At 36.7% G+C, this 15,177-nt stretch carries 9 protein-coding genes; all 9 read left to right on the plus strand.

All coding sequences use genetic code 11. The annotated features are described in order from the left end of the window. Nucleotides 1-224: 224 nt before the first annotated feature. Nucleotides 225-4,724, plus strand: a complete 4,500-nt coding sequence (gltB, locus tag H2O64_RS05975) for a glutamate synthase large subunit (RefSeq protein WP_215907128.1) — start codon at nucleotides 225-227, stop codon at nucleotides 4,722-4,724. 2 nt (nucleotides 4,725-4,726) lie between these two features. Further along, nucleotides 4,727-6,193 (plus strand): glutamate synthase subunit beta, encoded by a 1,467-nt coding sequence (locus tag H2O64_RS05980; RefSeq protein ID WP_187561259.1) that lies wholly within the window; start codon nucleotides 4,727-4,729, stop codon nucleotides 6,191-6,193. Nucleotides 6,194-6,271: 78 nt separating this feature from the next. Continuing rightward, nucleotides 6,272-7,057 carry a LamG domain-containing protein gene (locus H2O64_RS05985; protein ID WP_187561260.1) on the plus strand — a complete coding sequence of 262 codons (786 nt, stop codon included), beginning with the start codon at nucleotides 6,272-6,274 and terminating at the stop codon, nucleotides 7,055-7,057. A gap of 939 nt (nucleotides 7,058-7,996) precedes the next feature. Then, on the plus strand, nucleotides 7,997-8,890 hold the full coding sequence (locus tag H2O64_RS05990; protein ID WP_187561261.1) for a branched-chain amino acid transaminase: 894 nt from the start codon (nucleotides 7,997-7,999) through the stop codon (nucleotides 8,888-8,890). After that, nucleotides 8,887-10,566, plus strand: coding sequence for a dihydroxy-acid dehydratase (gene ilvD / locus H2O64_RS05995; RefSeq protein ID WP_187561262.1), 1,680 nt, complete (start codon nucleotides 8,887-8,889; stop codon nucleotides 10,564-10,566). The genes H2O64_RS05990 and ilvD overlap by 4 nt, the downstream gene beginning before the upstream one ends. An 89-nt stretch (nucleotides 10,567-10,655) precedes the next feature. After that, entirely contained in the window at nucleotides 10,656-12,392 is a 1,737-nt protein-coding gene (gene ilvB, locus H2O64_RS06000; protein WP_187561263.1) for a biosynthetic-type acetolactate synthase large subunit, read from the plus strand. 135 nt (nucleotides 12,393-12,527) lie between these two features. Next, nucleotides 12,528-13,058: an acetolactate synthase small subunit gene (gene ilvN / locus H2O64_RS06005; protein ID WP_187561264.1), complete on the plus strand. Its 531-nt coding sequence runs from the start codon at nucleotides 12,528-12,530 to the stop codon at nucleotides 13,056-13,058. 152 nt (nucleotides 13,059-13,210) lie between these two features. Beyond that, a complete protein-coding gene (gene ilvC, locus H2O64_RS06010; RefSeq protein ID WP_187561265.1) occupies nucleotides 13,211-14,707 on the plus strand; it encodes a ketol-acid reductoisomerase in 1,497 nt (498 codons plus the stop codon). Beyond that, a complete protein-coding gene (locus H2O64_RS06015) occupies nucleotides 14,700-15,167 on the plus strand; it encodes a hypothetical protein (protein WP_187561266.1) in 468 nt (155 codons plus the stop codon). Before ilvC ends, H2O64_RS06015 begins: the two co-directional genes overlap by 8 nt. Nucleotides 15,168-15,177: the final 10 nt, after the last annotated feature.

The following is a 15,177-nucleotide window of genomic DNA, read 5'->3' on the forward strand; positions in this document are numbered from 1 at the left end:
TAAATTGATCTTTCGCAAACGTTTTCGCAAATAATGGATGTTTTTTTAAATATTTTAACATTGAATATTTTGTAAAATAAGCATGCTAAAAATGTTAAAAATGTATTTAAAAGGTCTGAAATTCCGAATCTCGAAATAATCATTTACACATAGTGACACTTCAAAAATGACACTATATATTCGTTCTTGAAAAAGTACTTTTTACGTACCAAAACAAGATGATTATGCTAAAGAAACAAGGACTGTATTTGCCAGAATTTGAACATGATAATTGCGGTGCAGGATTTATATGTAGTTTAACGGGAAAACGTTCTAATGATATCATTCATAAAGCACTTGAAATTTTAGTAAAACTAGAACATCGTGGTGCTGTAAGTTCGGATGGTGTCACAGGCGATGGCGCAGGAATTCTAATAGATATTCCTCATAAATTCTTTGAAAAATTCTGCGACTTTAAACTTCCAAAAGCAGGTGAATATGCAGCAAGCAATGTCTTTTTACCAAAAAAAGAAAATCAACGAAACTATTGTATTGATGTATTTGAAGCAGAAATTGACAAACAAGGCTTACAGCTTATAGGTTGGAGAGATGTTCCTGTAAACAGTGAAGTTTTAGGAGAAATTGCGAAAACAACAGAACCTTTTGTAAAACAATTATTCATAGGTAAATCTAATCCAGATCAATCAGATTTCGATTTTAAACTAAAACTATTCGCAGCACGAAAAATTGCCGAACATACAATATATGATTCCAAACTATCTGAATCGCAATTTTTTTACGTTCCGAGTTTATCTACCAAAATCATCATATATAAAGGATTACTAAAACCAGAACATATCAATGAATACTATCTAGATTTATATGACTCGGTTTTAGATACGCGTTTGGCTTTAGTACATCAGCGTTTTTCAACCAATACATTTCCAACGTGGGATTTAGCACAACCATTCAGGTACATCTGTCATAATGGAGAAATAAATACCTTGAGGGGAAATGTATCGCGCATGTTTTCACGTGAAGAAATTATGGAAAGTCCATTATTTGGTGATGACATCAAAAAAATAATTCCAACCATACTAAAAGGAAAATCAGATTCAGCAACCTTAGATATGGTAGTCGAATTATTACTCATGACAGGTCGTTCATTACCTGAAGCAATGATGATGTTAGTGCCAGAAGCTTGGGAAAAAAACGCCAACATGAATGACACCAAAAAAGCGTTCTATGAATACAATTCGTGTGTCATGGAACCTTGGGACGGGCCAGCATCGATTCCGTTTACGGATGGGAATTACATTGGTGCCGTATTAGACAGAAATGGTTTGCGACCTTCACGATATACGGTGACCAAAAGTGGAAACGTAATCATGTCTTCAGAAACGGGTGTTGTAGACATAAAACCAGAAAATGTACGTTTTCATGGGCGTTTAGAACCAGGAAAAATGTTTCTAGTAAACATGAATGAAGGTCGAATTGTCAATGATGAAGAAATAAAAGAAGAAATAGCGTCAAGACATCCATACAGAAAATGGTTGAACGAAAACTTGGTACATCTAAAAGCAATTTCAGCAAAAAAAGGACCTATTAAATATGATGAAATAGACTTAAAAAAGCGAAAAGTAGTTTTTGGCTATACACAAGAAGATTTAAATACGATTATCAGACCAATGGCGCAACTGGCAAAAGAACCAATTGGATCTATGGGAAGCGATACGCCAATTGCAATACTATCTGAACGTCCACAACTTGTGTACAACTACTTCAAACAACTCTTTGCCCAAGTGACCAATCCGCCTTTAGATGGAATCCGAGAAGAACTCATTACAGACATCAGTCTAACCTTAGGAAGTGATGTAAACTTATTTGACATCAATGCGGAACACTGTAAAAAGTTAAAAATTCAAAACCCAGTCATCTCAAAACACGATTTAGATAAAATTAGAAACTACGATACCAATCCTAATTTCAAAGTAGAGTCTATTTCAATGTTATATGAAGTAAACAGAGGTTTAAATGAACTCGAAGTAGCATTGGAAAACTTAATGTCTAAAGCTTCAAAAGCAATAGATGATGGCGCAAACATTATCATTCTGTCGGATAGATATGTTGATGAAAATCACGCGCCAATTCCAGCATTATTGGCATGTTCCTATGTTAATCATGCGTTGCATAAACTAAAAAAACGTTCAAAAATTAGCTTGATTATTGAATCTGCGGAACCAAGAGAAGTGCATCATTTTGCTTTACTATTTGGTTTTGGTGCGAGTGCTGTAAATCCATACATCGTAAATGAAATTGTTCAAGAACAAGTTGAATCTAACGATGTTACAGATTTAGAATATTTGGCAGCAATAAAAAACTATAACAAAGCGATCGGAAAAGGGATTCTAAAAGTGATGAATAAAATCGGAATCTCTACGTTGAATTCGTATCGTGGATCTCAACTATTTGAATGTGTTGGAATTAATTCACAAACGGTTCATAAATACTTTCCAAACACACCAACGCGAATCCAAGGAATTGGTTTAAGAGAAATTGAAAAAGAAATCGTAAAACGTCACAAAAAAGCATTTCAAGCAAATGAAACAACTGCGGATATTGAAATTGGCGGAGAATACAGATGGCGACGTGGACAAGAAAAACATGTATTCAATCCATTAACGGTAGCAAAACTTCAAGAATCGGTTCGAACCAATAAATCGTCTACTTTCAAGGAATATTCCAACTTGGTAAACGATCAATCGAAAAGCTTAATGACTATTAGAGGTTTATTTGAATTTGATCAATTCGATCCAATTCCAATAGAAGAAGTAGAACCTTGGACAGCAATTGTAAAGCGTTTCAAAACAGGCGCAATGTCGTATGGTTCCATAAGCAAAGAAGCACACGAAAACTTAGCGGTTGCCATGAACAGAATTGGCGGAAAAAGCAACTCGGGTGAAGGTGGAGAAAATCAAGAACGTTTCTACAAAAGCTCGCAAGGCGACTGGAAAAACTCAGCCATAAAACAAGTAGCTTCTGGACGATTTGGAGTGACTTCAAACTACCTTACTAGCGCGAACGAAATTCAAATAAAAATAGCACAAGGCGCAAAACCAGGAGAAGGCGGACAATTGCCAGGTCCAAAAGTAAATCATGAAATTGCCAAAACACGAAATTCCACGCCGTATGTAGGGTTAATTTCGCCGCCGCCGCATCATGATATCTATTCCATTGAAGATTTATCTCAACTCATATATGATTTAAAATCTGCAAACCGAGAAGCACGAATCAATGTAAAACTAGTCTCTGAAATTGGCGTTGGAACGGTTGCTGCCGGAGTTGCAAAAGCAAAAGCAGATGTTGTTTTAATATCAGGTTTTGACGGCGGAACAGGTGCATCACCATTAACATCACTAAAACATGCAGGTTTACCTTGGGAATTAGGAATTGCGGAAGCGCAACAAACCTTAGTCATGAACGATCTAAGAAACAGAATCGTCTTAGAATGCGACGGGCAACTAAAAACGGGTCGTGATGTTGCGATTGCGTGTTTGCTAGGCGCAGAAGAATTTGGTTTTGCAACGGCACCTTTAGTTGCTTCGGGTTGTATCATGATGCGTGTTTGCCACCTAAATACATGTCCAGTTGGTATTGCGACTCAAAATCCAGAACTGCGTAAAAAATTCAAGGGCAAGCCAGAACATGTAGTAAACTATATGTATTTCGTAGCACAAGAATTACGTGAAATAATGGCTTCACTAGGTTTCAAAACGGTGAATGAAATGGTAGGTCAAGTGCAGAAATTAAATCGCAACAAAGCAATTGAACATTACAAAGCATCAGGAATTGACTTAACGCCAATACTACATAAAATTGATGTTCCCGCAGACACCAAACTATACAATACGGAAAAGCAAGATCACCATCTGGAAACACACTTAGATTTCCTAATCATAAAGCAGGCGCATCAAGCATTATTCCGAAGACAAGAAACACATTTAACATTGCCAATAACAAACATAGATAGAGCTGTTGGAGCCATATTGAGCAATGAAATATCTAAAATATATGGAGCCGATGGTTTGCCAGAAGATACTATAAACATTGATTTCAGCGGTTCAGCAGGACAAAGTTTTGGAGCATTTGCAACCAAAGGATTAACTTTTACAGTAGATGGAAATACGAATGACTATCTAGGAAAAGGATTGTCAGGAGCAAAACTAATCATCAAAGTTCCGAAAGCATGTACTATTGTGCCAGAAGACAATATCATTACGGGGAATGTAACCTTATATGGCGCAACTGCTGGAGAAGTCTACATCAACGGAAAAGCTGGTGAACGTTTTTGCGTTCGTAACTCTGGAGCAAAAGCGGTTGTGGAAGGAATTGGCGATCACGGATGTGAATACATGACTGGAGGAATTGCAGTAATTCTCGGTAAAGTAGGACGAAACTTTGGCGCAGGAATGAGCGGAGGAATCGCGTATGTTTTAGATGAAGACAATCTATTTACAGATAACTGTAATGGAGAAGATTTAAACATTGATCCACTGAAATCAAAAGAAGATCAAATACAACTAAAACAATTAATTGAAAATCATTTTGAAGCAACATCGAGTCCGTTAGCAAAACGAATATTGCAAAACTGGGAAAGCTACCTTTCAAAATTTAAAAAAGTACTTCCAGAAGAATATAGAAAAGCCTTAATAAGAATAGAAAACGAACAATTACAAACAGCGTAACGATGGGAAAGATAACTGGTTTTTTAGAATATGAGCGTCAAGATGAAACCTATAAAACGCCAAAAAAACGAATAAAAAATTACAAAGAATTTACCATTCCGTTAGAAACACCTGAACTTCAAAATCAAGGTGCGCGTTGTATGGATTGTGGAATTCCATTCTGTCACAGTGGTTGTCCGTTAGGAAACTTAATTCCCGATTTCAATGACAAAGTGTACAAAGGCAAATGGAAAGAAGCTGCAGAAATATTACATGCGACTAATAACTTTCCAGAATTTACAGGTCGTTTATGTCCTGCGCCGTGTGAAGAAGCGTGTGTATTAGGAATCAATGAAGATCCTGTAAGTATTGAAAACATTGAAAAAAACATCGTAGAAACCGCTTTCGCGGAAGGTTGGATTGTTGCAAAATCACCAAAAATAAGAACCGGAAAATCAGTTGCTGTCATCGGTTCTGGTCCAGCAGGTTTAGCAGCTGCGCAACAATTAAATCGTGCAGGTCATACAATAACTGTTTTTGAACGCGATGAAAAAATTGGCGGTTTATTGCGCTACGGAATTCCCGATTTTAAAATGGAAAAACAGGTCATTGACCGTCGTATAAAAGTATTAGCAGAAGAAGGAATCACGTTCAAAACCAATGCGCATGTTGGAGTAGACATCCATGCCAATCAACTAAAAGAAGACTTTGACGCCATTGTTCTTTGTGGTGGTGCCACGGTAAAACGTTCCATTCCCATAAAAGGAGCAGAACTGAAAGGCGTACATCAAGCAATGGATTTCCTAAAACGAAATAATCAATATGTAGATGGTTTAGTTGATTTTGATCAAATAACGTCCGCAAAAGGCAAAAACGTGATTGTCATTGGTGGTGGCGATACAGGTTCTGATTGTATCGGAACGAGCAATCGTCACGGAGCAACATCAGTCACAAACTTTGAAATCTTAAGCAAGCCAACAATCGGTCGTCCTGCGCATCAACCGTGGCCATATTGGCCTATGAAACTCAAAGAAACATCATCGCATCAAGAAGGTGTGGAACGATTTTTTAGTATCTCAACAAAAGAATTTGTAGGCGACAAAAAAGGAAACCTTATCGGATTAAAAACAGTGGAAGTAGAATGGATTTTCAAAAAAGGCGAACGACCACAATTAAACGAAATTCCAAACACTGAAAAACAATGGGACTGTGATTTAGTATTACTAGCATTAGGGTTTACAGGTGCAGAAAAAACATTAGCAGACGAATTTGGAGTGGAAATGGATTTCAGAACCAACATCAAAGCGACTACAAAAAACTATGCGACAAATGTCTCAGGTGTTTTCACAGCTGGCGATATGCGTAGAGGGCAATCATTAATTGTTTGGGCAATTTCGGAAGGTCGTCAAGCGGCATATCATGTAGATGCTTTTTTGATGGGAAGTTCTAATTTACCGTTGAAAGATGATAGTGATTTGCCGCGTGTGTGATTTCATTCGTTAAGTATTTTGATGTAGAAACACACGCAACCAAACCACCATTTATGTATCTACAAAACAAAAAGACTTATGTTAAACAAAATACCAAAAACTGGATTACTCATATTAATTCTATTTATTTTTAGTTGTAACAGTTCTGATGACGCTACTGAAGAGCAAGTAATTAACTGTATTCCTGGAGCTTTACAAAATGGAATTATTGCGTTTTACCCTTTCAATAATGGTTCAATCAATGATTTTTCAGGGAATGGGTATAATTTGACTAATACTTCAACCGCTAGCTCTGGAACGGATAGAGATGGAAATTTAGATTGTGCATTTAATTTTACTGCCGGGAATAACGAATTTCTAGAATATGCTAATCCTGCATTTTTAGATAATTTTCAAAACGCTCCTTTTTCAATTTCACTATGGTATAACCCAACTGGTACAGATTGGAGTTTTGAAGTTCCTATGAAAAGAAGTTATGTTTCTGATTGTCAAAACCATACTGGTCAATGGGCAATTATACTTTTTGACTGTAGAAGAGCAGTATTTGAAGTAAACCAAAACTATATTTGGAGTGACTATTATAATACTGATGGTTGTATTGAAACTACACTTGAACTTTCTAATACTTGGCAACACTTAACTGTTACTTATGATGGTGCAACAGGTCTAGAGCTTTATAGAAATGGTGTTTCAACAACAGACATAATAGCGGGAACTTCAAACTCTTGTGGAATGCCACCTCTTGGAGATTTAATTTTAGGAGAAGACTTTAATGGATTGTTAGATGACATTATTATTTATGACCATGTTTTATCCCAGTCAGAAATTACAACATTATACAATTTACCAGGATGTTGTCTATAAAAAAACGCTATGCGCAACAAGCCGCATATAAATACATGTGTAACTATATCAATTCAAAATCAATCAATTTTTTAAACAAAAACTTGGATTCCAAAAAAAACTTTTTCAATATTTGAGTAACAAATGAACAAACAAAACATAAATATCATTGCTATCAATGTCATTGTGATTCGCTCACAGAGATAAGGAATGCATATAAAAATTTAACTATAAAATTTACAAAGCCTTCCGAAATTGGAAGGTTTTTTTTATGAATGTTTGTTAGATGTGAGAATGAAGCACGATTTTCGTCTTTTCCGCAGTGTAGTAGGAATTTTTCGTTAAAAATTTTTGAAGCCTTGGAGAAAATTTAGAAAAATTCATACGGTTCTAGTTTTTCAGAGAAAAAACTAGAAACACCTCTGGAAAAGCGCCATTTCTTTTGTTTCTTTTCTTTGGGCGAACAAAGAAAACGAAAAATAAAAAACTGAATTTTAATAAAAAAAGATGAATCAAATAATTATCAGCAGTATCGTCATTATCATTATAAACTCTTCCTGAGTTGATACAGATTTGCTATTCATAAAACTGAAGCCTGTATCAACAACGATACAGGCTTTTTTTAGTGAAACTCACCATTGAAAAGTCTGCAGGACACATTCAATGGTGTAAGTTGAACTAATCCTACTGTAGAGCGGGATCTCATTATGAAAAACTTGTGCTGAACTTGATTCAGTATCTAATGGCGAAGACAAAACAGTAAGTTGAAGGAATCACCGCTGAAAATCGGGATCTCACAATTAAAAATCACACGTTGAACATCGTATATAATAATATTTAAAATATTGAAAATCAATAAAATAACTAAAAAAAGTAGCAATTGGTTTTAGGTTAACAAATGAAATCAAGTACTAAAAAACAGCACAATAAATTAATTTCGAACTAATAACAATTATGAACATGTATTATAAAGAAGATAGTATCATATATCACAACGGTACTTACATGCATCCAGAAAATGCTTCTGGAAACCTATACAGTCAAGCATTACACTATGGAAATGGTGTTTTTGAAGGCATCAGAGCGTACAAAACAAAATCTGGCGCAAAAATCTTCAAAGCGGAAGCACATTACAAACGTTTACAATATGGCGCTGAGGTGATGGGAATTCCATTCAACTATTCTATCAATGAATTGGTAGAAATCACATACACACTATTAGAAAAAAACAACCTCCAAGACGCGTACATACGACCAATCATTTCCACAGGATCCGATATGAGTCTATCAACGGCTGAAGAAGCTACACTCACAATCCAATGCTGGGAATGGGGAAAATTCATGGGCGACAAACTCCTAAAAGTAAAAACATCGTCCTTTCAAAGACCAAATCCAAAATCGTGTTTTGTAGAAGCAAAAATCACAGGACATTACGTAAACTCTATTCTATCTACCAATGAAGCAAAAAATGCAGGATATGATGAAGCTTTATTACTCGATATGAATGGTCATGTTGCTGAATGTTCGGGCGCTAACATATTCATGGAAAAAGATGGAAAACTATACACGCCAAAACGTGGACACATCATGGCAGGAATTACGCGTGATACCATTATAGAAATCTCTAAAGAAGTTGGTTTTCCAATAGAAGAAAAACAATTCACACTACAAGAACTAAAACAAGCTGATAGCGCATTCTTCACAGGAACTGCGGCTGAAGTTGTTGGTTTACAATCATTAGATACTTATGTTTTTCCACTTTCGTGGGAAGCGTCTCTCGGTTACAAACTCATGAAACTATACAAACAAGAAGTGCTTTGTGAACGCTCTCAAAAACTCTCAGAAGCTGTATGAACACATTAAACAAATATAGTAAAACGGTCACGCAAGATCCTACGCAACCTGCGGCACAAGCCATGTTGCATGCAATTGGATTAACGAAAGAAGACTTTTTCAAACCCATCATCGGAATTGCAAGTACAGGATACGAAGGAAATCCGTGTAACATGCACTTAAATGATTTGGCAAAACTAACGAAACAAGGAACTAAAAATGTGGATGTCATTGGACTCATCTTCAATACTATTGGCGTAAGTGACGGAATCTCCATGGGAACTCCCGGAATGCGCTATTCGTTACCTTCGCGCGATATCATTGCAGACTCTATGGAAACGGTAGTGCAAGCAATGAGTTACGACGGATTAATTACGGTTGTTGGTTGTGACAAAAACATGCCCGGCGCATTAATGGCAATGATTCGCTTAAATCGTCCAAGTATCTTAGTCTATGGCGGAACGATTGATTCTGGTTGTCACAACGGAAAAAAACTCGATGTGGTTTCTGCTTTTGAAGCTTGGGGAAGCAAAGTTGCTGGAACGATGAACGAAACAGAATATCAAAGCATTGTAGAAAAAGCCTGTCCCGGTGCGGGTGCTTGTGGCGGAATGTACACGGCAAACACCATGGCTTCTGCAATAGAAGCCTTAGGAATGACCTTACCATTCAATTCATCAAATCCTGCGTTGAGCGATGCAAAACAACAAGAATCAGTTGCGGCTGGTGAAGCAATGCGTTTACTTTTAGAAAAAGACATCAAACCTTCGGATATCATTACGCGAAAATCTTTAGAAAACGCAATTCGATTAATAACTATTCTTGGTGGATCAACCAATGCAGTATTGCACTTTTTGGCAATTGCCAGAGCTGCACAAATAGATTTTACACTCAAAGACTTTCAAGAAATAAGTGATACCACACCATTTTTGGCGGATTTAAAACCAAGCGGAAAATATCTCATGGAAGATGTACACGCGGTTGGCGGAATTCCTGCGGTATTAAAATACCTACTAAAAAAAGGATTACTTCATGGCGATTGTTTAACCGTTACCGGAAAAACCATTGCTGAAAACCTATTAGATGTGGACGATTTGACGGAAGGGCAAGATGTCATCAAACCCATTGAAAATCCAATCAAAATATCTGGGCATTTGCGGATGTTGTACGGAAACTTAGCGTGCGATGGAAGTGTTGCCAAAATCACAGGAAAAGAAGGATTAACCTTTTCAGGAAAAGCAAAAGTATTTGAAAGCGAATATGAAGCAAACGACGGAATTCGTGATGGAAAAGTAAAAAAAGGCGATGTAGTCGTCATTCGGTATGAAGGTCCAAAAGGTGGTCCAGGAATGCCAGAAATGTTAAAGCCAACGGCTGCAATCATGGGCGCAGGTTTAGGAAAAGATGTCGCGCTGATTACTGACGGACGTTTTTCAGGCGGAACACACGGTTTTGTCGTCGGACACATCACGCCAGAAGCACAAGAAGGCGGAACAATTGCATTAGTAAAAGATGGTGACATCATCACCATTGATGCAGAAACCAATTCAATTCAACTAGAAGTATTCGAAGAAGAATTACAGGAACGTAGAAAACAATGGAAAGCACCCGAACTCAAATTTGAACGCGGTGTATTATACAAATATGCAAAAACAGTTTCATCTGCATCCAAAGGATGTGTTACGGATGAGTTCTAGTTCCCACGAAAGTGGGAATCTCATCATTGAGAAAAAAGGAATCTCATCATCGAGAAACTAAAAGCAAATCGATACAAAAAATATAAGAGATGAAAGAAACTCAAACAATAGAAAATAAAGCCACGAATACACAACAAACAGAACGCATCTCAGGAAGCGAAGCTATTGTACGCTGTTTATTAGCGGAAGGTGTAGACATTATTTATGGCTATCCAGGTGGTGCAATCATGCCAGTATATGACGAATTATACAAATATCAAGACAAAATTCATCATGTACTTACACGTCATGAACAAGGTGCAACGCATTCGGCACAAGGATATGCACGAATCTCTGGAAAAGTTGGTGTGGCGATGGCAACTTCAGGTCCGGGCGCAACAAACTTAGTCACGGGAATTGCGGATGCACAAATAGATTCCACACCAATGGTATGTATTACAGGACAAGTAGCTTCACACTTATTGGGAAGTGATGCGTTTCAGGAAACGGATATTGTCGGAATCTCAACGCCAGTAACCAAATGGAATCATCAAATAACGAAAGCATCTGAAATTCCAGAAGTCATGGCAAAAGCATTTTACATTGCCAAAAGTGGTCGTCCAGGTCCAGTTTTAATAGACATTACCAAAGATGCGCAATTTGAAGAATTTGATTTTGTTTATGAAAAATGTACAGGCGTTCGTAGTTACAAACCTGTTCCAGAAACAGATATAAAATCGGTTGAAGCTGCGGCGGAATTGATCAATAATGCTAAAAAACCATTGGTGGTTTGGGGACAAGGTGTGATATTAAGCGAAGCTGAAGAAGCATTCAAAGCATTTATAGAAAAAGCAGGAATTCCGTCAGCATGGACAATTTTGGGCGTTTCGGCAATTCCAACGGAACATCCGCTAAATGTCGGAATGTTAGGAATGCACGGAAACTATGCACCAAATGTATTAACCAATGAATGCGATGTATTAATTGCCATTGGAATGCGATTTGACGATCGTGTGACAGGAAAGCTAGATGAATACGCACAACAAGCCAAAGTAATTCACTTTGAAATTGATCCTGCGGAAGTGGACAAAAACGTAAAAACTGATGTAGCCGTTTTAGGTGATGCAAAAGCGAGTTTAGAAGCAATTTTACCATTCATTCATAAAAACACACATACAGAATGGCATCAAAAATTCAAGGATTTATACGAAATTGAATATGAAAAAGTCATCAAACATGACTTGCATCCAACGAAAGAAGGATTAACCATGGGCGAAGTGTTGCATCAAATAAATTTAGAAAGTAAAGGTGAAGCAGCCATTGTTTCTGATGTTGGGCAACACCAAATGATTGCATGTCGTTATGCAAAATTCAACCAAACAAAAAGTAACATTACTTCTGGCGGATTGGGCACGATGGGATTTGGATTACCAGCCGCAATTGGCGCAAAAATGGCAGCTCCAGAACGTGAAGTCGTTTCTATTTCGGGTGATGGCGGTTACCAAATGACAATTCAGGAATTGGGAACTATTTTTCAACAAAAAACGGCAGTAAAAATTGTGGTGTTAAACAATGATTTCTTGGGAATGGTTCGACAGTGGCAACAACTATTTTTTGACAAACGCTATGCATCTACCGAAATGACAAATCCAGATTTTGTAGCAATTGCAAAAGGGTATTATATAAACGCACGACGCGTTACAAAACGAGAAGAATTAGCGGAAGCGGTTGCCGAAATGATGGCGAGCAAAGAAGCGTATTTCTTGGAAGTTTGTGTAGAAAAAGAAGGGAACGTGTTTCCAATGGTTCCTTCGGGAGCGTCGGTTTCAGATATACGATTAAGTTAATTTATAATTAAAAATATAGAGAGTAGAATACAGAGAATAGAATATAGAACATAGAGAAAAGACTTTTTGAATTTATAGAAAAACTAGCGTTAGCATCTTTTTTCTTTCGTCTTTTATCTAACATCTTTACAACACATGGAAAAAGAACTCAAACAATTTACGGTTTCGGTGTATACCGAAAATAACATTGGATTGTTGAATAGAATTTCAGCAATATTCCAACGTAGACATATCAATATAGAAAGTATCAACTCTTCGGTTTCAGAAATTGAAAGCGTTTCTCGATGGACGATTGTGGTGAATCTTTCGGAAGAACAGATGAAAAAAATCATCGGTCAAATTGAAAAACAAGTCGAAGTCATCAAAGCGTATTATCACACAGAAGAAGAAATCATCTATCAAGAATCTTGCATCTTTAAAATGAAGTCAGATTTATTATTTGATGAACGACAAATTCAGAACATCATCAAAGATAGCAATGCACGAATTGTCACAGTAAACCGGCAGTTTTTTGTCATTGAAAAATCGGGAAGAAAAGAAGAAATAGAATTATTGCACAGAGAATTAAGCGTTTTTGGAATCATGCAATTTACACGTTCAGGACGTATTTCGGTGTCCAAAGAAGAAATGAAAATATCAAAAATGTTAGCAGCATTTAATCATTAAATAAAAGAGATTAGAGAATAGAATAAAGAAAATAGACGGCTTTATTCTTTTAATTAAACCTAAATAGAAGTAAAAATAATAATAGAAATAAGACATCTGGAGAAGCACATCTATTCTCTTTTATTTTGTCTCTATGTTCAAAATTAAAAATCATGTCAAATTACTTTAATACACTATCATTACGAGATCAATTAGCACAATTAGGAAAATGTAGATTTATGAATGCTTCAGAATTTGAAGATGGCGTACATGTGCTTGAAGGAAAGAAAATTGTCATTGTCGGTTGTGGCGCACAAGGACTCAATCAAGGACTAAACATGCGCGATTCAGGACTCGATATTTCGTATGCATTGCGACAAGCAGCCATTGACGAAGAACGCGCTTCATACATAAATGCGACCTCACGTGGTTTTAAAATCGGAACCTATAAAAATTTAATTCCAACAGCTGATTTGGTATTGAATCTAACACCAGATAAACAACATACTTCGGTGGTAAAAGCTGTGATGCCTTTAATGAAAAAAGGAGCAACATTAAGTTATTCACACGGTTTTAATATTGTAGAAGAAGGTACAAAAATACGTGAAGATATTACCGTAATCATGGTCGCGCCAAAATGCCCAGGAACGGAAGTTCGGGAAGAATACAAACGTGGTTTTGGAGTTCCGACACTAATTGCGGTGCACCCAGAAAATGATCCAGAAAACAAAGGTTGGGCGCAAGCAAAAGCCTATGCGGTTGCAACTGGCGGACACAAAGCAGGCGTGTTAGAATCTTCATTTGTTGCCGAAGTGAAAAGTGATTTAATGGGCGAACAAACCATTCTTTGTGGCGTATTGCAAACAGGTTCTATCTTGGCTTTTGATAAAATGGTCGCGGAAGGAATTGATGCGAATTATGCTGCAAAATTGATTCAACTCGGTTGGGAAACCATCACGGAAGCGTTGAAACATGGTGGAATTACCAATATGATGGATCGTTTGTCGAATCCTGCAAAGTTGAAAGCTTTTGAATTATCAGAAGAATTAAAAACGATCATGAAGCCATTATTTGAGAAACACATGGACGATATTATTTCGGGACATTTCTCAGAAACTATGATGGAAGATTGGGCAAATGACGATGTGAATTTATTAAAATGGCGTGCTGCAACTGGCGAAACTGCCTTTGAAAAAACAGCATTGACAACCGATCATATTTCGGAACAGGAATATTTTGATCACGGTGTGTTATTAGTTGCTTTTGTAAAATCGGGTGTAGAATTGGCGTTTGAAACGATGGTAAGTGCAGGGATTATTGAAGATTCAGCATATTACGAATCGCTTCACGAATTGCCATTAATCGCAAATACGATTGCTCGAAAAAAATTATTTGAAATGAATCGTGTGATTTCTGATACCGCAGAATATGGTTGTTATTTATTCGATCATGCATGCAAACCATTATTAAAAGACTTTATGAAAACGGTTGATACAACTGTTGTTGGAACCTCATTTTCAAGTTCAAATGGTGTTGATAATTTAGACTTAATTGCGGTAAATGATGCCATTCGAAATCATCCAATAGAAGCTGTTGGAAAACGACTCAGAGCTGCAATGACGGCGATGAAGACGATCAAAACAGTAAAAGAAACTGTTCAACATGTCTAATGAGCCTGATTTTTGGACTTCTTTAGTCGATGCTTTAAAAACATCAGGAGTTTCAAGATTAGAAACAATAGCAAATCAAATTCAAGATCATACAGCTTTTGAAGATACGTTGGCGCTTCGCGCGAAATGGCTAGACAAAACAAATGTTGAATGCATTATGAATGCTTTCAAAAATTATAAAGGACAAATTCCTGTAAAGACACTAAGCTTTAGTTACAACAAAGAAATTGGTGATGAAGGCTCAATAATAATAGCGCAATCACTTCCAAAATCAATAGTGTCATTAGGTTTGGTCAGTTGTGGAATTACTGATATTGGTGGAGAAGCTATATTTAGTTGGATAAAAAACGCAACACAATTAAAAATGATTTGTATAGAAAACAATAATTTTTCTGCAGAATTAAAGAAAAAATATAGTGATTTCGCAAAAAGAAATCCAATGATTTTAGTCGTTACTTGATCTTTAAAAA

It is taken from the genome of Kordia aestuariivivens, from assembly GCF_014397005.1.
Taxonomy (GTDB): domain Bacteria; phylum Bacteroidota; class Bacteroidia; order Flavobacteriales; family Flavobacteriaceae; genus Kordia; species Kordia aestuariivivens.